A 21,149-nucleotide genomic window follows, 5' to 3' on the forward strand; every position below is an offset into this window, starting at 1 on the left:
CCTCGCTCTCGCGTGCGGCTGGTTCCTTATCCCAGTGCGGCCTTGGCCGTCATCCCTGCGCGACCTTGGTCGTAGACGGGTCGATCCAGCCGATATTTCCGTCCGGCCGGCGATAGACGATGTTGAGGTGCTCGTTTCCGGCGTTGCGGAAGACGAGGACCGGGCTGTCCTTGGCATCGAGCTCGATCACGGCTGACGCCACTGACATGGTCCGCAGCGTCAAGGTTGATTCGGCGACGATGGCCGGCGCGAAATTCTCCGGCAGGTCCTCATCATCATCGGCAAGCGGCGCCATCACCGTATAGGCGACGTCGGTGGGTTCGCCGTTGGCATTGCCTGAATTATGCGACTTCAGCCGACGCTTGTAGCGCCGAAGGCGGGTTTCGAGGCGATCGGACGCGGCCTCGAAAGCGAGCGTCGGGTCCTGAGCTTCACCGGTCGCCTGCAACGAAGCGCCGGAATCCAGCCGGATCATGCAATCGGCCGTGTAGCGCGACCCCGATTTGACGACTACGATTTGCCCCGAAAAGCCCCGATCGAAATATTTCCCGATCACTTCCCCGACACGTTCGTTGATGCGCGTACGGAACGCATCGCCGACATCCATGTGTTTTCCCGATATGCGCAATGTCATCTGAAAACTGACCTTCCTTGCTCAGGCTTCAAACTGTCCCGAGTTTATACCCGTGGTCTGTGCGCACAAGCTTTGCGGCGTCACTTGCGCCGATTTTAAATCCGAACTTTCCGGTTGATCACAAGCCGCCTTTTTGACCGTCCCGTGGCCAACGTCGTGGCGGACCATCCGCATGCGGGCAGTAGCCCGTCTCATGCGGGCGGGCTTCTAGCCACTTCGTTACGGCTTGTCAATGAAGCGCGAAAGCTGTGGAAATTCCGCGGGGATCAACGCCCGGCGCTGGCCAAAGCGCGTTTTTCACGCCGTCGCTGCACCGACGACGGAATATTCATGCTCTCCCGGTACTTGGCGACAGTACGCCTGGCGATATCGACGCCGTTTTCCCGCAACATGTCCACAATCGCGTCGTCGGAAAGCACGTCGACAGGCTTCTCCTCGTCGATCAACTGCTTGATGCGATCGCGCACGGCTTCCGACGAATGCGCGTCGCCGCCACCCGACGAAGCGATCGAGGCGGTGAAGAAATAGCGCAGTTCGAACACGCCGCGTGGCGTCAGCATGTATTTGTTCGCGGTGACCCGGCTGACGGTCGATTCGTGCATGCCGATGGCGTCGGCCACCATGCGCAGGTTGAGCGGCTTCAGGTGACGCACGCCATGGACGAGGAAAGCATCCTGCTGGCGCACGATTTCCGAGGCGACCTTGAGGATGGTCTTCGCCCGCTGGTCGAGGCTGCGAGTCAGCCAGTTGGCGTTCTGCAGGCATTCCGCCAGGAAATCCTTTTCCGTCTGGTTCTTCGCATGCGGTGAAACCTGGGCGAAATAGATATGATCGACCAGCACGCGCGGCAGCGTTTCGGCGTTGAGTTCGACCACCCAGCTCCCGTCATTGGCCGCCCGCACTTCGACATCGGCGATGATGGCGTCGCTGGTGCCGCCCGAAAACGCCATCCCCGGGCGCGGATCGAGCGCGCGTATCTCGGCCAGCATGTCGAGCAAATCCTCCTCGTCGACCCCGCAAATCCGTTTCAGGGTCTGGAAGTCGCGCCGCGCCAGGAGCTCGAGATTGGCGATCAAAGCCTTCATTGCCGGATCGAGGCGGTCGCGGACGGCAAGCTGCAGCGACAGACATTCGGCGAGGTCGCGGGCAAAGATGCCGGCTGGCTCGAATGCCTGGCAGACCGCGAGCACATTCGTCACCGCCGCTCTGTCGGTGCCGAGACGGGCGGCGATTTCCTCGATGTCGGCGCGCATATAGCCAGCCTCGTCGAGGCCATCGGCAAGTTCGCCGGCGATCAGGCGTGCCGCCGGGTCGGTAAAGGCAAGCGCGACCTGTTCGCCGACATGCTCGCGCAGCGTGATGGCGGTAGCCGCCATGTCTCCGACGTCGAAGCCGTCGGACGAGGACATGGAACCGCTGCCGGAGGCCGATTTCCACTGAGCCGTCAGGTCGGGACCGAGCCGCTCTGCTGTGCCGGGATCGTCGGGGAACAGATTTTCCAGCGAAGCATCGAGCTTTTCCGAGATCGCCTCGGCGCTCCACGCCGTTTCCGTTTCGAACCAGTCGCCATTGGCGGCCTCGTCCGGCGCGGCGTCGATCTTCTGCGCCTGGTCGCTGGCAGCATCGTCCTGCGGCTCGGCGCGTTCGAGCAGAGGATTGCGCTCGATCTCGTCGTCGATGAAGCGTTCCAGCTCGATATGGGTGAACTGCAGCAGCCGGATCGACTGCATCAGCTGAGGTGTCATCACCAGCGATTGGGACTGTCGTAGCTGTAGTTTTGCCGCCAATGCCATGGTTCGGTTTCAAACGCCCCGTCTACGCATCCAGACTGCCGGAAAGATTTTCCTCGGTCGGGCATAAGAACTGGCCCGGCTTTTGCTTGTCAAGGCGACGGCGATCAAAACTCGCCTGTCGGTGCGTTATTCGGACGAGAAATCGGAGAAAAGGACCTGTCCCGCGCCAAAAATCGCTCTCGAACAGGAATTCTCAACTTCAGAGTGTAAAGCCCTCACCGAGATAAAGCCGCCGCACATCCGGGTTTGCGACAATTTCATCGGCCCGGCCATGGGTCAGCACCTGACCCGCATGGATGATGTAGGCGCGGTCGATCAGTCCGAGCGTTTCACGGACATTGTGATCGGTGATGAGCACGCCGATGCCCCGCGCCGTCAGGTGGCGCACAAGTTGCTGGATATCGGCGACGGCGATCGGGTCGATGCCGGCGAAAGGCTCGTCGAGCAGCATGTATGCGGGGCGGGTCGCCAGTGCGCGTGCGATTTCAAGGCGCCGCCGCTCGCCGCCGGAAAGCGACAGCGACGGGGCCTTGCGCAGATGGCTGATATGGAACTCCTCGAGCAGTTCGTCGAGATTGCGCTCGCGCTCCTTGCGGCTCTTTTCGACCACTTCGAGCACGGCACGGATGTTTTGCTCGACGCTCAGGCCGCGAAAGATCGACGCCTCCTGCGGAAGGTAGCCGATGCCGAGGCGAGCGCGGCGGTACATCGGCATCGAGGTGACGTCGAAGCCATCGATTTCGATTGTGCCTTCGTCGACCGGCACAAGGCCGGTGACCATGTAGAAGCAGGTCGTCTTGCCGGCGCCGTTGGGACCGAGCAGCCCGACCGCCTCGCCGGCGCGCACGCCGATCGTCACGCCGCTGACGACTTTGCGGCCCTTGTAGCTCTTGGTCAGGCCCTTCGCGATCAGGGTTCCCTTGAACTTTGCCGTATCGACGGTGACCGTGGCCGGTGCCGCAAGTTTGCTGGCGGCGCGTCCTGGAAGACGCGCCATCAGCGATGCTACGTCGACCATCAGGGCTTCGCCGTTCTCGACTTCGGTGGCGTGATCGACATCATGACGCGCCCACCCCCGCAGGGATCGACCTGTGCCAGGCCGCTCTTCATCTGCACGGTGAGCTTGCAGCCGACCAGCACATTGTCGCCTTGCGAGAGCACGACCTTGCTGCCTGAAAGCACCAGCACTTCCGTCTTCATGTCGAAGCTGCCGCGGTCGCCGGTGGCGACCTGATCGTCCGATTTTATGTAGACCTTGTTGTCGACCTCCAGACGGTCGATGTCGGCCGAGCCGGTCATCGCGGCACCTGCGGCCTCCGCGCCCTTGGCGGCAGCGCCGGCATCCCTGACGTAATAGACCGTCATCTTGCCGGACTTGAGCACGGTCGGCCCCTGGACGACGCTTACATTGCCTGTGAACACGGCGACGCTGTCCGCCTGGCGGACCTCGAGCTTGTCGCTTTCGATCTGGATGGGCTTGTCGCCGGACAGTTTGAGGCCAGACAATTGCCTGGTGGTGTTGGACTGCGCCAGGGACGGTTCTATCCCCAGGAACAGCCCCAGGCCCAGCAAGGCCGAAGCCGCGGCTACGAGCTGTATCGAACTACTGAGCCGCATGGGATTCTCCGCTCTTTGCCTCTGCCGCTTTCAAGCTGGCGGGGTCGATGTTGACGCGCACTCTGTTCTCGAAAACCACGATCTTGCCGTTGTCCTGGACCGACATCGAATCTGCGGTGATCCGCGACCCGCCGCGGCTGACGTCGACCGGGTCATCCGTCTTCATAGTGCCTTTGGCTATGTCGAGAAAGACCGATTTGAACTTTGCCTCCAAGCCATCGGTGGTGGTTATGGTGACATCGCTGGTCAGGCTCATCGTGTTGCCGTCGCGATTGTAAATGCCGTGCGAGGCATTGACCGCCGCCACATTGTCGGCAGAGATCGGGAGCTTGGCGTCGATGCCCTCCAGATCGATGATGCCTTGCTTGCTCACGTCCTGTAGGGCGCGCAAGGCTGTCATGGAATAGGGCAGTTTCTGCTTGGTGAACCCGTTGAGCTTTGGGTTGGCCATCACCAGCTTGCCATTGGCGAAGGCGCTGCCATCGGCCTGGACCTGGACCGAGACAGGCGCAGCGAGATACGAATAAACTGGGAAAGCGACCGCGATCACGGCAGCGACCAGCGGCACCGCCAGCTTCAAGACACGGACACGGCGTGAATGGCGCTGGGCAATGCCGAAGGCATCGGCCCGCGCCGGGCCTACGGCCGGGGGTGCCAACTCCGTCTCGGTGTTGGTCGGTTCGATCGGTCGCGCTAACATGACTGCTTTCTTTTAAACCCCCTGCCGCCAAGCACCCTATAGGTGGGATGCCGACGCCCTCAAGCAAGCACAAGCGGAGGAAAACCGCAAAAATGTGACGATTGCTGTTGTACAAACGAAAATGAAACCGGCACAACCTGTACATCATACCAGATGCGGGCGGACAGCGTTAGGGCCTGTGGATTGGTCTTGACGTCCCCTGAAATGCCGGCCCACGAACGTTGAAGACGTCGTCTTTGGCGCAAGCGCGTCAGGAATCGGTAGCCGGGCGCGGATGGTTGCTTTAAAAGCATCTCTCCCACCCGACTATGAGGCTGAACCATGGCACTGAGAGCCGACGACCTGATCGACCGCCGCCGCCTGCGCCGCAAGCTGACATTTTGGCGCGTTGCAACGCTTGTTGTCGCAGCAGCCGGGTTGGTTGCCCTTTCGACCTGGATTTACGGTGACGACTTCACCGGCACGGCGGTCGACCATATCGCCAAGGTCAAGATCGAGGGCACCATCACCGAAGACGACGAACTGATCAAACGGCTGGAAACCATCCGTCAATCCTCGAGGGTGAAAGCTGTGATCCTGTCGATCGATTCACCGGGCGGCACCACCGTCGGAGGTGAATCGATTTACGAGGAAGTGCGCAAGCTGGCCGCCGACAAGCCGGTGGTGGCCGAGGTCGGGACATTGGCCGCATCGGCGGGCTATATGATCGCCACCGCGGCCGATCATATCGTCGCGCGCAAGTCATCGATCGTCGGCTCGATAGGCGTGCTGATCCAGTATCCGGACGTCAGCGGCCTTATGGACAAGCTCGGCATCAAGCTCGAAGAAGTGAAATCCTCGCCGCTGAAAGCCGCGCCGTCGCCCTTCAAGCCGGCCAATGACAACGAACGCGCCATGGTCCGCAAGCTCATCCTCGACAGCTACGACTGGTTCGTCGGCATCGTCGCCGAGCGCCGCAACATGACCAAGCCGGAGGCATTGGCGCTGGCCGATGGCTCGATCTTCACCGGCAGGCAGGCTGTCGCCAACAAATTGATCGACGCGGTCGGCGGCGAGACCGAAGCGATCGACTGGCTCGCAACCAAGGGCGTCGACGCCAAGCTCGAGGTGGTGGAGTGGAAGGATACGGAAGGCGGCAGCTTGCTGTTCTCGAAGGCGATGGCGCAAACCATCGGCAGTGCGCTCGGCCTGCCCGACTATGGCGGCGACATCATTCGCGAACTTGGTGCCGACCGCTTGTTTCTTGACGGTCTCGTTTCCGTCTGGCACCCTTGAGGCGAGTGAAAAAAGCAAATAAAATCATCCTCATAATTTTGACGACAGTGTTTTCACGGGGAGCCTTCTCATGATCAAGTCCGAACTTGTGCAGATCATCGCCACACGCAACCCGCACCTTTTCCTGCGCGACGTTGAGAACATTGTCGGCGCGATTTTCGACGAAATCACCGACGCGCTTGCCGAAGGCAACCGAGTCGAGCTGCGCGGTTTCGGGGCTTTCTCGGTGAAAAACCGCCCCGCCCGCACCGGCCGCAATCCGCGCACCGGCGAATCCGTCGAGGTCGAGGAGAAATGGGTGCCGTTTTTCAAGACCGGCAAGGAATTGCGTGAAAGGCTGAACGGCGGCAAATAAGCGCCGCGCGGGCTCATGCGCCGTGCCGGCCTTTTCAGTAGGGCTGGCCTTCGGTAGAGCCCGCTTTCGACAGGAAATTCCATGTTCAATCGTTTCTTGCTCATCGTGGTCTTCGTGCCGCTGGCCGTTATCCTGATTGCGCTGGCCGTCGCCAACCGCGATCCGGTTGCCTTCACCCTGGACCCGTTCAACCCTGGCAATCCGGCGCTGACGATGACGCTGCCGCTTTTTATCTTCCTGTTCCTGGCACTCGCCATCGGCATGCTCGTCGGCAGCCTGGCGACATGGGTCAAGCAGGGCCGTTACCGCAAGCTGGCGCGCCAGCGCGGCGTCGAGGCCGAGAACCTGCGCCAGGCGGTCAGCCGCGCTCCGGTTGCGCCACAAGGCCCGGCGCTGCCGAAGCCGACGAACTGAACTGCCGGGTCGCCGGTTCTCTCTGCGGAGCTTCTCATGCTGACCATTTCGGCCGCCGAGGTCGATCATGCACTGACTTTTCCCGGACTGGTCGAGACGCTGCGCGCGGCTTTTCGCGATGGAGCGGTACAACCGGTCAGGCACCACCATACGGTCGAACGCCCCGACGGCGCGGCCTCGACCCTGCTCTTGATGCCGGCCTGGACCGACTTCAATGCGGCCGGCACATCGGCCGGCGGCCATATCGGCGTCAAGATCGTCACGGTGTCGCCCGACAACAACGCCGTAGACAAACCCGCGGTGATGGGACTTTACCTCCTGCTCGACGGCGCCACCGGCGAGCCCGAAGCCATGATCGACGGCCAGCGGCTGACGCAGTGGCGCACGGCCTGCGCCTCGGCGCTGGCCGCTTCCTATCTGGCCCGCGAGGACGCTTCGCGACTGCTGGTGGTCGGCGCCGGCGCGCTGTCGCCGTTCCTGGCCAAGGCGCATTCGGCGGTGCGGCCGATCAAAGCCATCCGCATCTGGAACCGCACGCCGGCCAATGCCGAAAAGGTTGCGGCGCAATTGCGTGCCGAGGGTTTTGCGGCCACCGCCGCGAGCGATCTCGACGCCGAGCTCGGCCAGGCCGATATCGTGTCGTCGGCAACCATTACGGCCAACCCGCTGATCAAGGGCGCACTCTTGCAGCCGGGAACCCATGTCGATCTGGTCGGCGGCTTCACGCCGGCCATGCGCGAAAGCGACGACGATGCGATTGCGCGTGCCCGTGTCTATGTCGACACCCGCGCCGGCGCCACCAAGGAGGCGGGCGACATCGTCCAGCCGCTGGCCTCGGGTGTGCTGAAGGCGCAAGCCATCGTCGCCGATCTGCATGAACTGGCGCGCGGCCAGAAGAAGGGCCGGCAAAGCCCCGGTGAGATCACGCTGTTCAAATCGGTCGGCGCGGCCCTGGAGGACCTCGCCGCCGGCATCGCCGTCTACAAGGCACTCAAGAGTAGGGAGTAGGGGAGTAGGGGAGTAGGGACCGTACCAATCGTGCGGCTTCGTGCCAATCGTACTTTCCCTGTTCACTCACTCCCCTACTTCCCTATTCCCGTTCGGTTTGTTGCACCGGTGAATGTGCTATGGCAGAAGCGGCCCAAGTCGCCCCGGAGATGCTCTTCTTGAAACCTTTTCGCGACAAACGCCGCGACAGCCGCTCACATCGGCTCGCAAAGGGCGGGGCGGAACAGGCGTCGCGCGGAACCGGCACGGCATCGGGCAACCGCCCCGAACCGAAAGCCGCGCCGCGTGTCCTTTCCCGCCGTGACGGCGCCCTGCCCGCTGAACACCTGCCATTGATCCTCGAAGTGGCGCCCAACGCCGACTATGCGCTGCTCGACAGCGGCGCCGGGCAGAAGCTCGAGCAGTACGGTCCCTATCGCATCGTCCGGCCCGAGGGCCAGGCAATCTGGCAAAAAGCGTTGCCGGCCAAGGACTGGGACCGCGCCGACGCCATTTTCACCGGCGACACCGACGAGGAAGGCATCGGCCGCTGGCGCTTTCCAAGGACGCCGCTCGGCGAAACCTGGCCGATGAAACATGACGGCATCGACTATCTCGGCCGTTTCACCTCGTTTCGCCATGTCGGCGTCTTTCCCGAACAGGCCTCGCACTGGGATCACATGGCCGGGCTGATCGCGGCGGCGAAGCGGCCGGTAAAGGTGCTGAATCTGTTCGGCTATACCGGCCTCGCTTCGCTGGTGGCGGCGCGCGCCGGCGCCGAGGTCACCCATGTCGACGCATCCAAGAAGGCGATCGGCTGGGCGCGCGAGAACCAGGAAATGGCGGGCCTGTCGCAAAAACCGATCCGCTGGATCGTCGACGATGCGGTGAAATTCGCCGAGCGCGAGGAGCGCCGCGGCAGTCGCTACGACATTGTCCTGTTCGATCCGCCCGCCTATGGTCGTGGCCCCAGGGGCGAAGTCTGGCAACTGTTCGAGGATCTGCCTGATCTGACCGACGTCTGCCGCTCGATCCTGACGCCGAAGCCGCTCGCCGTGGTGTTGACCGCCTATTCGATCCGCGCCTCCTTCTTCGCCATCCATGCCTTGATGCGCGACACCTTTGCCGGCATGGGCGGCACGGTCGAATCCGGCGAATTGATCATCCGTGAGAAATCCGCCGGCCGGGCGTTGTCCACGTCGCTGTTCTCGCGCTGGGTGGCCTGAATGAGCGATCGGCACGCAGGCGCGCCAGGGCAGGTGAAAGAGGTCACCAGCCTCGCCAACCCGTTGGTCAAGGAGATCAAGGCGCTGGCGCTGAAGAAATTCCGCGACCAGCAGAACGCCTTCATGGCCGAGGGACTGAAGCTGGTCATCGACGCGCTCGATCTCGGCTGGTCGATCCGCACGCTGGTCTTCGCCAAGGCCGGACGCGGCAATGCGGCGGTCGAAAAGGTCGCGGCGCGCACCGTCGCCGCCGGCGGCACTGTACTCGAAGTCTCGGAAAAAGTGCTCGTCGCCATCACCCGCCGCGACAATCCGCAAATGGTGGTCGGCGTCTTTTCGCAGAAAGTCCTGCCGCTGAAGGATATCCGCGCTCAGGAGGGCGATGTCTGGGTGGCGCTCGACCGGGTTCGCGACCCCGGCAATCTCGGCACCGTCATCCGCACGGTCGACGCCGTCGGTGCCAAGGGCGTCATCCTGGTCGGCGAGACCACCGATCCTTTTTCCGTAGAGACTGTGCGCGCCACCATGGGCTCGATCTTCGCCGTGCCGGTCGCCAGGGCGACGCCGGACGCCTTCCTCGCATGGCGAAAGAGCTTTCCCGGCCTCGTCGCCGGCACGCATCTGAAAGGTGCGGTCGACTACCGGTCGGTGGATTTTTCCAAAGGCCCCGTGCTGCTGATGATGGGCAACGAACAGCAGGGCCTGCCCGACAGCCTGGCCGAAAGCTGCGACAGGTTGCTGCGGATTCCGCAGGCCGGCCGCGCCGATTCGCTCAATCTCGCGGTGGCCACCGGCATCATGCTGTTCGAGATCCGGCGCGATGCGCTGAAACTTGCTCCGGAGGACGCCAAACCGTGACATCCCAAATGGCGAAATCCCAAACGGCAAAATCATGGTTGCCTTACGCCCTGCTGGTCGCCGCGGCGATAGCGCTCGACCAGTGGGTGAAACACCTGGTCGAGACCGGCCTCGCCTTTCAGGAAAAGGTCGATCTCGTGCCGTTCCTGGCACTGTATCGCACCTACAACACCGGCATTGCCTTCTCGATGTTTTCGTCGTTCGGCGACACCGGCCTGGTGGTCATCGCCGCTTTCGTCGTCGCTTTCGTGCTCTATCTCGCGGCCCGCACGCCGCCCGGCCACGTGCTTACCCGCATTGGCTTTGCGCTGATCATCGGCGGCGCGCTCGGCAATCTGCTCGACCGCGCCACCTATGGCCATGTGATCGACTACATCCTGTTCCATACCCCGGTATGGTCCTTCGCCATATTCAACCTCGCCGACGCCTTCATCGCGGTCGGCGCGGTGCTGGTTGTCTTCGACGAACTCATCGGTTGGCGGCGCGAGGCCAAGCCCTCAAGCGATTGACCTGACCTTCCACCGCCATACAGTGCCATTCGAAAAGCCCGAGGAGAAAACATGCCCGAAACCTTCAAAGCCATCCTCGTTTCGCGCGACGCCGAGAAGAAGCAGTCGGTCGCGGTGACCGATCTCACCGAAGCCGACCTGATGGAAGGCGATGTTACCGTCGCCGTCGAGGCGACGACGGTGAACTACAAGGACGGCCTCGCCATATCGGGCAAGGCGCCGGTGATCCGCCGCTGGCCGCTGGTGCCGGGCATCGATTTCGCCGGCACGGTCGTCTCGTCCTCCCATGCCGACTGGCGCAAGGGGGACAAGGTCATTCTGAACGGCTGGGGTGTCGGCGAGACGCATTTTGGCGCCTATGCCGAGCGTGCCCGCGTCAAGGGCGACTGGCTGGTGCCGCTGCCCCAGGGGATGAGCCCGCATGATGCCATGGCGATCGGCACCGCCGGCTACACCGCCATGCTTTGCGTTATCGCGCTGGAACGGCATGGCATCGTGCCCGATCGCGGCCCGGTGGTGGTGACGGGGGCTGCCGGCGGCGTCGGCTCGGTCGCGGTCTCGATCCTGTCCAGCCTCGGCTACCATGTCATCGCCTCGACCGGCCGCAGCGCCGAGAGCCCCTATCTGATCGACCTGGGCGCCGCGGAAGTGATTGCGCGTGACGAGCTTGCCCAGCCGGCAAAGCCGCTCGCCAAGGAACGCTGGGCCGGCGGCGTCGACGCGGTTGGCAGCCATACGCTGGCCAACGTCCTTTCGATGACCTCCTATGGCGGCGCCGTCGCCGCCTGCGGCCTGGCCGGGGGCATGGATCTGCCGGCGAGCGTCGCCCCGTTCATCCTGCGCGGCGTTTCGCTGCTCGGCATCGATTCGGTGATGGCGCCGAAGGCGGTCCGCATGGAAGCGTGGCGCCGCATCGGCACGGACCTTGATCTCCAGAAGCTTGCCAGCCTATCCACGACCATCGGTTTCGACGGCATCATCGACGCCGCGCACGACATCGTCGACGGCAAGATCCGCGGTCGTGTGGTGGTGGACATGTGAGCTCCGTCGCCTGCGTTTTTGCACGAAAGGAAGGCAAAAACCGCGCGACCGCTAAAATTCGAACGATCAGCCGCAATTTTCCATAATCTCTGTCTGGCTAGGATTTCGTATGGTCACGGAATCCGGCATCAGAGAAACGGAGAGCGCCGAAAGCGTCGACGAGATCGGCCCAGAGCCGCCAAAGCGGCAGCTTGTCGCCGCGCCGCCGCTGGCGCCGGAACTGCCCGTCGCCAATCGTGAAGGCCTGCCGTTCCTGACGCTCGTCGCCGTCGTCGTGCTGGCAGGCCTGTCGCATCTGACCGGAGCGCCGATCTTCGTCACCGTTGGCCTTTTGGCGACCGGCATGGCCGGTCTTGCCATGCACCTGCGCGCCAAGCGCACTGAGCGCCGCACAGCCGCTCTGCTCGACGAGACCGCAGCTCGCAGCCGCGCCCAGATCGAGACACTGGCCGACCGCATGTGGGAGATGCAGGAGAGCGAGGAACGCTTTCGCGGGCTGATCGACGCGCTCGGCGATCTCGTCGTCCATCGCGACCGTGACGGCCACATCGTCTACGCCAACAAGGTTTTCGCCGATCTTGTCGAAACCGAACAGCGCGACCTTGCCGGCAGGACCCTGGCCGAACTCGGCATCGACGTCGGCATCGTTCCCGATGCTGCTTTTTCCGACCACGAATGCCTGAGCTCCACCGACGTCGCCATTAGCACGCCGAGCGGCTCGCGCTGGTTCTCATGGATCGAACTGTCCGTGCGCGACAAGGAGAGCGGCGCTGTCTCGCATCGCGCCATCGCCCGCGACATTACCGCCCGTAAGCAGGCCGAATCGTCGCTGATCACCGCCCGTGAGCGAGCCGAATATGCAAGCCAGGCCAAATCGCGCTTCCTCGCCACCGTCAGCCACGAGATCCGCACGCCGATGAACGGCATCATGGGCATGGCCAGGCTGCTGGCCGATACCAATCTCTCGCCCGAACAACGGACCTATGTCGGCGCCGTCTCGACCTCGGCCAGCGCGCTGCTGGCGCTGATCGAGGATCTGCTCGACTATTCAAAGATCGAGGCCGGCCGCTTCGATCCCGAACCGCAGCCGATGTCCGTGCGCGAGATCGCCGACAACATCGTCGAACTTTTGGCGGCGCGCGCCTTCGCCAAGAATATCGGCCTGGGTTGCCATGTCGAACCCGACGTGCCGCAGATGATCACCGCCGATCCGGGGAGGGTCAGGCAGGTGCTGCTCAACCTCATCGGCAACGCCATCAAGTTCACCGACAGCGGCGGCGTATTGGTGAGCATCGCCCGCGCCCGCACCGAAACCACCGACCGCATATGCTTCACGGTCGCCGACACAGGCCCCGGCCTGAGCGAGGACGACATGGAGCGCATTTTCGAGGAATTCGAACAGGCTGACGGCACGTCGACCCGTGTGCATGGTGGCGCTGGTCTCGGCCTTGCCATCTCCAAGCGCCTGGCGATCGCCATGGGCGGTACGATTTCGCTGTCGAGCCGGCTCGGCCAGGGTTCCGAATTCGTCTTCGAAATCCCCGCAGTGTCGGCCATCGAAGCGCCACAGAACCGCCAGAGCGCGCTGTCGGGCCGGCGCGCGGTGATCCTGTCGAAGAACGCCATCGAGGCGGATGCCATCGCTCGAACCATCCGCGCCAATGGCGGTATGGTCGATCTGGCCGCGACCGCCGCCCAGGCAGCTCCCTTCGCCGAAGGCTGCGACGTGCTTCTGGTCGACGCGGCCATGGAGGACAGCGACGGCAGGTTGCTCAAGCGCCTTCGTCAGAGCGGCTTTGCCGATTGCGAGGCGATCACGCTGATCGCGCCGACTGACCGCGGCATGCTGGGCGAGTTCCGCGCCAGCGGCTACGCCACCTTCCTGGCAAGGCCGGTGCGCGGCGAGACGTTGCTGCGCGTGCTTTTGACCAGCAGCGTGCCCACCCTCACCCAACCGCAGCCGGAAAAGCCCGGCGCGCTATCCGTCCGCGCCATTGGGCTCCGCCAGCAGGGCCTGTCCGTGCTGATTGCCGAGGACAACGACATCAACGCCATGCTTGCCCGCGCCACGCTGCTGAAGGCCGGGCATCGGGTGAAAGTGGTCAGCAACGGCAAGGCCGCCGTCGAGGCCGTCACCGGAACCGGCCACAAGCATCGCTTCGACGTGGTGCTGATGGACCTGCACATGCCGGTGATGGACGGGCTGGACGCCATCGCCGCCATCCGCCGGCACGAGGAGGAAACCGCCATACCGCCGGTTCCGATCATGGTGCTGTCGGCGGACAGTCAGGAAAAGACCCGCCACGCCGTGCTCGCCCATGGCGCCAGCGGCTTCGTCACCAAGCCGCTCGACCCGGACGCGCTTGTCCATGCGGTCGAGGGCCAGGTGGCGGCCTGAGCCGCGAGTCGCGCCCCTTTCCTCACATGGCATAGCCGGTTGCAGGCATTACCCAGCCGGCGAAGTATTGCCCGTAACGCCGTATCACGGTACTGTCACAATCCTGTTGCACCTACACCGTATCCCCGTGCCAAGAGGGATGGCTCGAAGGAGAATCACTCGTGCATACAGTTATGCCGGAATGTGACACTCGGCCGAACGCCAGCAGCGCATTGCTCGTCGGGCGGAACGTCGATGCCGTCATAAAAGGCGCATCGCTCGGTCGCATCGGCAACCTCGAAGTGCGGCTCGCCCTCAACGAGGCTGAGATCGCCGCGGCCCAGGAAGTGCGTTACCGGGTATTCTACGACGAGCTTGGCGCCAGGAAGAACCTTTTCCAGGCGCAGGACTGCCGCGATGCGGACCGCTTCGATCCGCTCTGCGATCATTTGCTCGTCTTCGACACCTCGCTGTCCGGTCCCGAGCATCGCCGCATTGTCGGCACCTACCGCCTGCTGCGGCAGGAAATCGCGGCTGCGGCCGGCGGCTTCTATTCCGAGGGCGAATTCGAGCTGACCAAGCTCATCGCTCGCCATCCCGGCCAGCGTTTCCTCGAGCTCGGCCGCTCCTGCGTCTTGCCGGAATACCGCTCGAAGCGCACCATCGAGGCGCTCTGGCAAGGTATTTGGGCCTATATCAACCACTACGGGATCGGCGTGATGACCGGCTGCGCCTCGTTCCAAGGCACCGTGCCGGCGGCGCATGCCGAAGCGCTGACCTATCTCGCCAATCACTGCCGGACGAACTCGGCCTGGGACGTGCGCGCGGTCGCCGGGCGCTACTGTTCCATGGATTTGATGCCAATCGAGGCGGTCAACGCCAAGGCCGCGATCGCGGCGATGCCACCGCTGGTCAAGGGCTATCTGCGCGTCGGCGCGCGCATCGGCGACGGCTGCGTCATCGACCGCGAATTCTCGACGGTCGACGTGTTCGTGGTGATGCCGGTCAAGGAGATCGGCGCCCGCTACGTCAACTATTATGGCGGGGAAGCCCAGCGTTTCGCTGCGTGAGTAGCGGAGTATGAACACTACAGAGCCGCACGATTGATACGGCTCCTTGCCCTACTCCCTTGCTGCCCTACTCCTATTCCCTTAACTTAAGCATCCTTCTCAGCTTGCTCGTTCACCGGCCCTGGCTCGACCGGCGCTTCACCAGCCACATGCTTGGGACCGCCCTTGGCGACGCCGACCATGGCCGGCCGCAGCACACGCTCGCCGATCGAATAGCCTGGCTGCACGACCTGCACCACCGTGTTGGCCGGCACCTCCGGATTGGGCACCTCGAACATCGCCTGATGGAAATTCGGGTCGAACTTCTCGCCTTCCGGCTCGAGCTTCTTCACCCCATGCCGCTCCAGTGCCGATAGCATGGCGCGCTCGGTGATCTCGACGCCCTCGATCAGCGCCTTGAAGCCGGCATCGCCCGACGCCTTGGCCTCGGCCGGGATCGCATCCAGCGCGCGGCGCAGGTTGTCCGACACCGACAGCATGTCGCGGGCGAAATTGGCAACCGCATAGGCACGCGCGTCGTGCACGTCGCGCGCGGTGCGGCGGCGCAGATTCTCCATCTCGGCAGCGACGCGGAGCGCACGGTCCTTCAACTCGTCGTTTTCCTTCAGCAGCCGCACAAGCGCTTCATAATCGCCGTCGACGCCGCGGTCCGTGCGCTCGATGGCGTCCTCGGCCGTCTCGGCTTCATCGGGCGCGCGTTCGTCTTTTGCCTGGTCGCTCATCGCCATTTCCCGTCATTTCGAATGATGTGGATTTGTGCCCGATATCGAGGTTTGGCGGCCAAAAATCAAGAGGGCAAGCGATACTGGAGATGCCGCTCGCGCTTTGGCGACGCCTCATGAAGACCTTTCGATATTAATTCAAATTTTACTGTACCCGCCGGCATTGCTTGCCAAGATGCTGCGATGGGGGAACCATTCGTCCGCTGGAAGAGTTTCGAAGCCGACACAGGATTTTGAGATGACGACCCGCAATAATAGCGACCGTAACAACAATGGCGCCCGCAACGATGACAAAAGGCGTGAAAGGCTCGCAGCCGGCGTCAGGCGCCAGTTCGGCACCGAGGCAACGATGCGCTTTCTACGCGCGTTGCCGGCATTTCGGACGGAGAATGACATTCCCGATCGTTTCAGGGAATTGCTCGACCGCCTGGACGGCATCGAGAGCAGCGTAGCCGCCGATAGCCGCCGGCGATAGACGGACATACACGCCCGTCGTTCCGTGCCACCGGAACCCAAGCATGCCCTTTCCGCATTGCAGCACCTTGCGCATCGCGCGACAATTACGCGCAGTAATTCTGCGTGATCTCTGCCTTGCGGCAGCGGGATGGCCCGTCTATGCTCTCTAATGAACATGATTTCCCTCGAAGCTGTGGCGAACAGCAAACGTGCCTGGTTGAAAATCCTGGCGCGCTACAAGACGCCGGACAGGCGCCGCAGCGCCGTTGAACTTGCCATCACCCTAATCCCTTTTGCCACGCTATGGGCCTTGTCCTCAGCTGCCTATGCCTACGGCCATTGGTGGGGCCTGATCCTCATCCTTCCGGCGGCCGGCTTTCTGGTGCGGATATTCATGATCCAGCACGATTGCGGCCATGGCGCCTTCTTCGCCAATCGCACCGTCGACGACTGGATTGGCCGTAGCCTCGGCGTCCTGACGCTGACACCCTACGATTGCTGGCGGCGCGCTCACGCAACCCATCATGCCAACGCCGGCAATCTCGACGAACGCGGCATGGGCGATATCACGACGCTGACCGTCGCCGAATACCGGCAGATGCCCTGGCAAGGCCGCCTTGCCTATCGTCTCTATCGTCACCCCCTGGTCATGTTCGGCCTTGGCCCGATATGGCTCTTCATATTCGAGCAGAGGCTGCCGATCGGCATGATGCGGGGCGGCCTGACGCCTTGGGTGTCATCCATGGCCACCAATCTCGCCATCGCGCTTGCTGCTGCGATCCTCATCTGGTTCGTCGGCCTTGGCGCCTTCCTGGTCGTCCACTTGCCGATCGTCATCCTGGCCGGTTCGGCCGGCATCTGGCTGTTCTACATCCAGCACCAGTTCGAGGAGACCGAGTGGGCAAAAGATTCCGAGTGGGAATTCCAGCATGCGGCGCTGCACGGTTCCTCATATTATGACCTGCCGCCGGTGCTGAACTGGTTCACCGGCAATATCGGCGTCCACCACGTGCACCATCTCTCCGCCAAGGTGCCATGCTACCGGCTGCAGGAAGTGCTGAGGGACTACCCGGAACTGCGCCAAATCGGCCGCATCACGCTTGTCGAGAGCCTGCGCTGCGTCAAGCTGGCGCTGTGGGACGAGAACCGCAGGAAACTGGTGTCGTTCCGCGAAGCGCGGATGGCTGCGTAAAAACACCCCGCCGCACCACAGGTGCGGCGGTGCTTGCAAGGCCTGGCTCAAGCCGCCTTGCGTTCGGCGCGCATCAACATCTCGCCGTGCTGGATCTCGGTGCCGAGGACTTTCAGGCATTCGCGCATGAAGGCGGCAAGGCCCGGCCAGCCCTTGGCTGACACCAGGTTGCCGTCGACATGGGCGCCGGTCGGTGAGACATCGATGTAGGTGCCGCCGGCGAGCGTGACTTCCGGCTCGCAATACTGGAGCGCCGCGACTTCCCTGCCGCGCACGACGCCGTCGACCGCGATCAGAACCTGCGCACCGTGGCAGATTGTGAAGATCGGCTTGCCGGTCTCGTGGAAATGCCGCACCAGCGCCTGCACGCGCTTGTCGATACGGATATATTCCGGCCCACGTCCGCCTGCGGCGTAAACGGCATCGTATTCGGCCGGGTTCACCTCGGAAAAGGTCTTGTTGAGGATGTAGTCGTGGCCAAGCTTTTCCGTATAGGTCTGGTGGCCCTCGAAGTCGTGAAGCGAGGTCTTCAGAATGTCGCCCGCTTTCTTGTCGGGGCACACGACATGGACAGTGTGGCCGACCGCATGCATGGCCTGTTCAAAGACGAAAATCTCGTATTCCTCGCTGAATTCGCCAACGAGCATCAATATCTTCTTACCAGCCATTCCCGGTTCCTCCCTTGGCGATATTTATTTCGGATGGCGAAATAATAGGCCTATCCTAAGGGCAGGATGGTGAAAATAAAAGACTGAATCTGCAAAGTGGTCCGACCAGATTCGGCGATCAGTTGGCGCGCACCCGCCGCCAGGAATAGTTGGGGCCCTTGGCCTCCGGCTTCACGGTCGGCTGATAGGAGAGCGGCAGACCGCCGGTGCGGCCTTCCTCGAGCCGCTTCAAAAGCACCGGATGCGACACTTCGAACTCGTCGAAGCCGAGACGCAGCATATGCGGCAACTGGTCGACCAGAACTTGCCCGGTGGCGCGGATCGCGCCTTCGAAATGATGGCGGCTGCGCAGCAGTTCGCCCTTGGAGAAGGAACGGCCGTCACTGAATGCCGGGAAGGCCAACGCCACCAGCGATACCTGGTCGAGCAGGCCTGCGATCTTTTCGAGCTGGTCGCCAGGCTGGAGCAGCACGCCAAGGCGTTCCTTCGCCGACCGGCGCACCGCCGGGTCGAGGTCGAGAAATATTTGCAGAGGCAGGATGAAACGGCCATTGCCGGACAGCGCATCGGCACTTTCGGCATGGGTCCACTCGTCCTCGCGAAAACCCTTCGGGGTCCAGAGGCGGATGGCGATCTCTGGCGTCGGTTCGGTCATCAAAAAATTCCTAAAGCCCAAAAGAATCCTAGGGTGTGTTGAGATTCAGGTCAGGCCGAGCCGAGAATGGTGGCTTCCGAGAACCGGAGCGGAGCGTACTCTGGGTACGTGAGCACCGGAAGCGCAGGAAACCGCCGTTCGCAGGCCGGCTGAATATCAACATACCCTAAAGCGATGCGTCGGTCAGCGACTTCTCCAGCCCCGACAGATGGATGCCGCACTCCGTCTTGGCATGCCCCGCCCAGCGGCCGCTGCGTGCGTCCTCGCCCGGCTGCACCGGCTGCGTGCACGGAAAGCAGCCGATCGACAAATAGCCATAGGCGACCAGCGGATTTTCACGCAGCGCATGCGCGCGCATATAGTTGGCCTGGTCGGCGGTCGTCCAATGCGCCAGCGGATTGATGCGGATGCGCGAGCCGACCGCCTCGAACACCGGAAGCGCTGCCCGCGTCGTCGCCTGGAAGCGCTTGCGGCCGGTGAACCAGGCGCGGAACGGCTCGACGCCGCGCGCCAGCGGCTCGACCTTGCGGACATCGCAGCAGGCGTCGGTGTCGGTCTCGTTCAGATTGCCGGTCGGATCGATCCGTTCGAGCGCCGCCTCGTCGGGCGTGATCACCCGGATATCGGTCAGCCCGAAATCGGCGACGAGCGCGTCGCGATAGCCGAGCGTCTCCTCGAAATGCTTGCCGGTGTCGAGGAAGATCACCGGCAGCGTCCGGTCGATCTTGGCGATCATGTGCAGCAGCACCGCCGAATCCGCGCCGAAGGACGAAACCGCGGCGATTTCATCGTGAAAGAATTCCCGGGCCGACCGCTCGATGATCTCCAGCGGCTTCAGATGACCATAGAGCGCATCGAGCCCCGCCGCTTCGGCGGCGACGCCGGCCTCGACGTCGACAATACGGTCAAGCGGCCTTGGTTTCGCCAGCATAGAGCGCCTCCTTGAACGGCGCGGGACCGACACGGCGGTAGGCGTCGATGAACTTTTCGTGTCTGTCGAGCCGAAGGCCGAGATAGGTCTCGACAATCTGCTCGATGGCATCGGTGATCTCTTCCGAACTGAAGCCGCGGCCGATGATCTCGCCGACCGAAGTGTTCTCGTCGGCCGAACCGCCAAGCGTGACCTGATAGAGTTCGGCGCCCTTCTTCTCGACACCGAGGATACCGATATGGCCGACGTGGTGATGGCCGCAGGCGTTGATGCAGCCGGAGATCTTCAGCTTCAGTTCGCCGATCTCGCGCTGCCGCTCGAGCGACGCGAAACGGTTCGAGATTTCCTGCGCTATCGGAATCGAGCGCGCCGTGGCCAGCGCGCAATAATCGAGGCCAGGGCACGAGATGATGTCGGTGATCAGGTTTGAATTGGCCGTCGCCAGTCCGATGTCGACCAGAGCGTCATAGATAGCCTTGAGGTCGGCGCGCGCGACATGCGGCAGGATCAGGTTCTGCTCGTGGCTGACGCGCAGCTCGTCGAAGGCATATTTTTCGGCAAGGTCGGCAACTGCTTCCATCTGGCTGTCGGAGGCATCGCCCGGCGCTTCGCCGATACCCTTGAGCGAGATGGTCACGGCGGCGTAATCGGGATGGCGATGGGTCACCACGTTCTGGTCGAGCCATTCCGAAAAACTCTTGGAATCGAGGCGGGCAAGCTTGACCGCTTCGTCGCCTTCCGGCCGCTCGACCAGCGCCGGTGGCGCGAAATAGGCATCGATGGCGCGGATGTCGGCTTCCGGCAGCTTCAGATCCGCATCCTTCAGCTCCTGCCATTCGGCCTCGACCTGGCGGGTGATCTCCTCGACGCCGGTCTCGTGGACGAGGATCTTGATGCGCGCCTTGTATTTGTTGTCGCGGCGGCCGTAGAGGTTGTAAACGCGCAGGATCGCCGTGCAGTAGGACAGAAGGTCGGCCTCGGGCAGGAAGTCGCGTATCTTCTTGGCGATCATCGGCGTACGGCCCTGGCCGCCGCCGACATAGACGGCGAAACCGAGTTCGCCGGCTGCGTTCTTCTTCAAATGCAGGCCGATGTCATGCGTCTGGATGGCGGCGCGGTCGCGCTCGGCACCGGTCACCGCGATCTTGAATTTTCTCGGCAGGAACGAGAATTCCGGATGCACCGACGACCATTGGCGCAGGATTTCCGCATAGGGGCGCGGGTCGGCAACCTCGTCGGCGGCGGCCCCGGCAAAGTGGTCGGCGGTGACGTTGCGGATGCAGTTGCCGCTGGTCTGGATGGCGTGCATCTCGACACTCGCCAGATCGGCCAGGATCGCCGGAATGTCCGACAGCGCCGGCCAGTTGAACTGGATGTTCTGGCGCGTCGTGAAATGGCCGTAGCCCTTGTCGTATTTGCGGGCGATGTGGCCGAGCATGCGCAACTGCTTGCTGTTCAGCGTGCCGTAAGGCACCGCGATGCGCAGCATATAGGCGTGGAGCTGCAGGTAGACGCCGTTCATCAGCCTCAGCGGCCGGAACTGATCCTCGGTGATCTCGCCCGCAAGCCGCCGCGCGACCTGGTCGCTGAACTCGGCGACGCGGGCCTGGACAAAATCGTGATCGAACTCATCGTAACGGTACATGTCTGGTCTTTCCGGGCGCGTCCG

22 protein-coding genes are annotated in these 21,149 nt (G+C 63.1%); 12 read left to right on the plus strand and 10 right to left on the minus strand.

The features are described 5' to 3' along the window. Positions 1-49 precede the first annotated feature (49 nt). The 5 genes from raiA to lptC form a co-directional block, all read right to left on the minus strand. Entirely contained in the window at positions 50-634 is a 585-nt protein-coding gene (raiA, locus tag EJ066_RS02690; RefSeq protein WP_126034690.1) for a ribosome-associated translation inhibitor RaiA, read from the minus strand. A 266-nt stretch (positions 635-900) separates the two neighbouring features. Beyond that, positions 901-2,427: an RNA polymerase factor sigma-54 gene (gene rpoN, locus EJ066_RS02695; protein ID WP_126034691.1), complete on the minus strand. Its 1,527-nt coding sequence runs from the start codon at positions 2,425-2,427 to the stop codon at positions 901-903. Between the two features lie 199 nt (positions 2,428-2,626). Further along, positions 2,627-3,445 (minus strand): LPS export ABC transporter ATP-binding protein, encoded by an 819-nt coding sequence (gene lptB, locus EJ066_RS02700; RefSeq protein WP_126034692.1) that lies wholly within the window; start codon positions 3,443-3,445, stop codon positions 2,627-2,629. Further along, entirely contained in the window at positions 3,445-4,044 is a 600-nt protein-coding gene (locus tag EJ066_RS02705; protein ID WP_126034693.1) for an LptA/OstA family protein, read from the minus strand. Before EJ066_RS02705 ends, lptB begins: the two co-directional genes overlap by 1 nt. After that, positions 4,031-4,744: an LPS export ABC transporter periplasmic protein LptC gene (gene lptC / locus EJ066_RS02710; protein ID WP_126034694.1), complete on the minus strand. Its 714-nt coding sequence runs from the start codon at positions 4,742-4,744 to the stop codon at positions 4,031-4,033. The genes EJ066_RS02705 and lptC overlap by 14 nt, the downstream gene beginning before the upstream one ends. A gap of 321 nt (positions 4,745-5,065) precedes the next feature. Here lptC and sppA point away from each other — a divergent pair, with 321 nt between their 5' ends. The 10 genes from sppA to EJ066_RS02760 all read left to right on the plus strand — a co-directional run bounded on the left by sppA (position 5,066) and on the right by EJ066_RS02760 (position 14,856). Further along, positions 5,066-6,019, plus strand: coding sequence for a signal peptide peptidase SppA (gene sppA, locus EJ066_RS02715; RefSeq protein WP_126034695.1), 954 nt, complete (start codon positions 5,066-5,068; stop codon positions 6,017-6,019). A gap of 70 nt (positions 6,020-6,089) precedes the next feature. After that, positions 6,090-6,374: an integration host factor subunit beta gene (locus EJ066_RS02720; RefSeq protein WP_006200394.1), complete on the plus strand. Its 285-nt coding sequence runs from the start codon at positions 6,090-6,092 to the stop codon at positions 6,372-6,374. An 81-nt stretch (positions 6,375-6,455) separates the two neighbouring features. Further along, positions 6,456-6,788, plus strand: coding sequence for a DUF1049 domain-containing protein (locus EJ066_RS02725; protein WP_126034696.1), 333 nt, complete (start codon positions 6,456-6,458; stop codon positions 6,786-6,788). A gap of 36 nt (positions 6,789-6,824) precedes the next feature. Continuing rightward, the gene (locus tag EJ066_RS02730; protein WP_126034697.1) at positions 6,825-7,796 is read left to right on the plus strand and encodes an ornithine cyclodeaminase family protein; all 972 of its coding nucleotides are present in this window, start codon (positions 6,825-6,827) and stop codon (positions 7,794-7,796) included. Between the two features lie 158 nt (positions 7,797-7,954). After that, the gene (locus tag EJ066_RS02735; protein ID WP_126034698.1) at positions 7,955-9,001 is read left to right on the plus strand and encodes a class I SAM-dependent rRNA methyltransferase; all 1,047 of its coding nucleotides are present in this window, start codon (positions 7,955-7,957) and stop codon (positions 8,999-9,001) included. Next, positions 9,002-9,859, plus strand: coding sequence for an RNA methyltransferase (locus tag EJ066_RS02740; protein ID WP_126034699.1), 858 nt, complete (start codon positions 9,002-9,004; stop codon positions 9,857-9,859). 8 nt (positions 9,860-9,867) lie between these two features. Beyond that, a complete protein-coding gene (gene lspA, locus EJ066_RS02745; RefSeq protein ID WP_126034700.1) occupies positions 9,868-10,368 on the plus strand; it encodes a signal peptidase II in 501 nt (166 codons plus the stop codon). Between the two features lie 51 nt (positions 10,369-10,419). Then, on the plus strand, positions 10,420-11,409 hold the full coding sequence (locus EJ066_RS02750; RefSeq protein WP_126034701.1) for an MDR family oxidoreductase: 990 nt from the start codon (positions 10,420-10,422) through the stop codon (positions 11,407-11,409). Positions 11,410-11,518: 109 nt separating this feature from the next. After that, on the plus strand, positions 11,519-13,807 hold the full coding sequence (locus tag EJ066_RS02755) for a PAS domain-containing hybrid sensor histidine kinase/response regulator (protein ID WP_126034702.1): 2,289 nt from the start codon (positions 11,519-11,521) through the stop codon (positions 13,805-13,807). Between the two features lie 173 nt (positions 13,808-13,980). Then, positions 13,981-14,856 (plus strand): GNAT family N-acetyltransferase, encoded by an 876-nt coding sequence (locus tag EJ066_RS02760; RefSeq protein WP_245455256.1) that lies wholly within the window; start codon positions 13,981-13,983, stop codon positions 14,854-14,856. Positions 14,857-14,942: 86 nt separating this feature from the next. On the opposite strand, the gene grpE is transcribed toward EJ066_RS02760, so the two are convergent. Further along, positions 14,943-15,578, minus strand: a complete 636-nt coding sequence (grpE, locus tag EJ066_RS02765) for a nucleotide exchange factor GrpE (protein ID WP_126034704.1) — start codon at positions 15,576-15,578, stop codon at positions 14,943-14,945. A gap of 34 nt (positions 15,579-15,612) precedes the next feature. Here grpE and EJ066_RS32515 point away from each other — a divergent pair, with 34 nt between their 5' ends. Together EJ066_RS32515 and EJ066_RS02775 are read left to right on the plus strand one after the other, a co-directional pair. Further along, entirely contained in the window at positions 15,613-16,053 is a 441-nt protein-coding gene (locus EJ066_RS32515; protein WP_348629284.1) for a hypothetical protein, read from the plus strand. A 150-nt stretch (positions 16,054-16,203) separates the two neighbouring features. Continuing rightward, complete coding sequence (locus EJ066_RS02775; protein WP_126034705.1) at positions 16,204-17,226, plus strand: fatty acid desaturase; 1,023 nt, start codon at positions 16,204-16,206, stop codon at positions 17,224-17,226. A gap of 47 nt (positions 17,227-17,273) precedes the next feature. Here EJ066_RS02775 and EJ066_RS02780 read toward each other — a convergent pair whose 3' ends face one another. The 4 genes from EJ066_RS02780 to EJ066_RS02795 form a co-directional block, all read right to left on the minus strand. Continuing rightward, a complete protein-coding gene (locus tag EJ066_RS02780; protein ID WP_126034706.1) occupies positions 17,274-17,894 on the minus strand; it encodes a DJ-1/PfpI family protein in 621 nt (206 codons plus the stop codon). Positions 17,895-18,012: 118 nt separating this feature from the next. Then, positions 18,013-18,549, minus strand: coding sequence for a DUF934 domain-containing protein (locus tag EJ066_RS02785; protein ID WP_126034707.1), 537 nt, complete (start codon positions 18,547-18,549; stop codon positions 18,013-18,015). A gap of 166 nt (positions 18,550-18,715) precedes the next feature. Then, the gene (locus tag EJ066_RS02790) at positions 18,716-19,480 is read right to left on the minus strand and encodes a phosphoadenylyl-sulfate reductase (RefSeq protein WP_126034708.1); all 765 of its coding nucleotides are present in this window, start codon (positions 19,478-19,480) and stop codon (positions 18,716-18,718) included. Continuing rightward, a complete protein-coding gene (locus EJ066_RS02795; protein ID WP_126034709.1) occupies positions 19,455-21,125 on the minus strand; it encodes a nitrite/sulfite reductase in 1,671 nt (556 codons plus the stop codon). Before EJ066_RS02795 ends, EJ066_RS02790 begins: the two co-directional genes overlap by 26 nt. Positions 21,126-21,149 lie beyond the last annotated feature (24 nt).

This window comes from Mesorhizobium sp. M9A.F.Ca.ET.002.03.1.2, assembly GCF_003952365.1.
In the GTDB taxonomy this organism is placed as follows: Bacteria; Pseudomonadota; Alphaproteobacteria; order Rhizobiales; family Rhizobiaceae; genus Mesorhizobium.

Coding starts and splice junctions, on each gene's coding strand:
- EJ066_RS02790 (WP_126034708.1), bottom strand. CDS start 19,480: ATGCTGGCGAAACCAAGGCCGCTTGACCGTATTGTCGACGTCGAGGCC.
- EJ066_RS02780 (WP_126034706.1), bottom strand. CDS start 17,894: ATGGCTGGTAAGAAGATATTGATGCTCGTTGGCGAATTCAGCGAGGAA.
- EJ066_RS02750 (WP_126034701.1), top strand. CDS start 10,420: ATGCCCGAAACCTTCAAAGCCATCCTCGTTTCGCGCGACGCCGAGAAG.
- EJ066_RS02785 (WP_126034707.1), bottom strand. CDS start 18,549: ATGACCGAACCGACGCCAGAGATCGCCATCCGCCTCTGGACCCCGAAG.
- lptC (WP_126034694.1), bottom strand. CDS start 4,744: ATGTTAGCGCGACCGATCGAACCGACCAACACCGAGACGGAGTTGGCA.
- EJ066_RS02740 (WP_126034699.1), top strand. CDS start 9,002: ATGAGCGATCGGCACGCAGGCGCGCCAGGGCAGGTGAAAGAGGTCACC.
- lptB (WP_126034692.1), bottom strand. CDS start 3,445: ATGGTCGACGTAGCATCGCTGATGGCGCGTCTTCCAGGACGCGCCGCC.
- EJ066_RS02775 (WP_126034705.1), top strand. CDS start 16,204: ATGAACATGATTTCCCTCGAAGCTGTGGCGAACAGCAAACGTGCCTGG.
- rpoN (WP_126034691.1), bottom strand. CDS start 2,427: ATGGCATTGGCGGCAAAACTACAGCTACGACAGTCCCAATCGCTGGTG.
- sppA (WP_126034695.1), top strand. CDS start 5,066: ATGGCACTGAGAGCCGACGACCTGATCGACCGCCGCCGCCTGCGCCGC.
- EJ066_RS02730 (WP_126034697.1), top strand. CDS start 6,825: ATGCTGACCATTTCGGCCGCCGAGGTCGATCATGCACTGACTTTTCCC.
- EJ066_RS02725 (WP_126034696.1), top strand. CDS start 6,456: ATGTTCAATCGTTTCTTGCTCATCGTGGTCTTCGTGCCGCTGGCCGTT.
- EJ066_RS02705 (WP_126034693.1), bottom strand. CDS start 4,044: ATGCGGCTCAGTAGTTCGATACAGCTCGTAGCCGCGGCTTCGGCCTTG.
- EJ066_RS02720 (WP_006200394.1), top strand. CDS start 6,090: ATGATCAAGTCCGAACTTGTGCAGATCATCGCCACACGCAACCCGCAC.
- EJ066_RS02795 (WP_126034709.1), bottom strand. CDS start 21,125: ATGTACCGTTACGATGAGTTCGATCACGATTTTGTCCAGGCCCGCGTC.
- EJ066_RS02755 (WP_126034702.1), top strand. CDS start 11,519: ATGGTCACGGAATCCGGCATCAGAGAAACGGAGAGCGCCGAAAGCGTC.
- grpE (WP_126034704.1), bottom strand. CDS start 15,578: ATGAGCGACCAGGCAAAAGACGAACGCGCGCCCGATGAAGCCGAGACG.
- EJ066_RS02760 (WP_245455256.1), top strand. CDS start 13,981: ATGCCGGAATGTGACACTCGGCCGAACGCCAGCAGCGCATTGCTCGTC.
- raiA (WP_126034690.1), bottom strand. CDS start 634: ATGACATTGCGCATATCGGGAAAACACATGGATGTCGGCGATGCGTTC.
- lspA (WP_126034700.1), top strand. CDS start 9,868: ATGGCGAAATCCCAAACGGCAAAATCATGGTTGCCTTACGCCCTGCTG.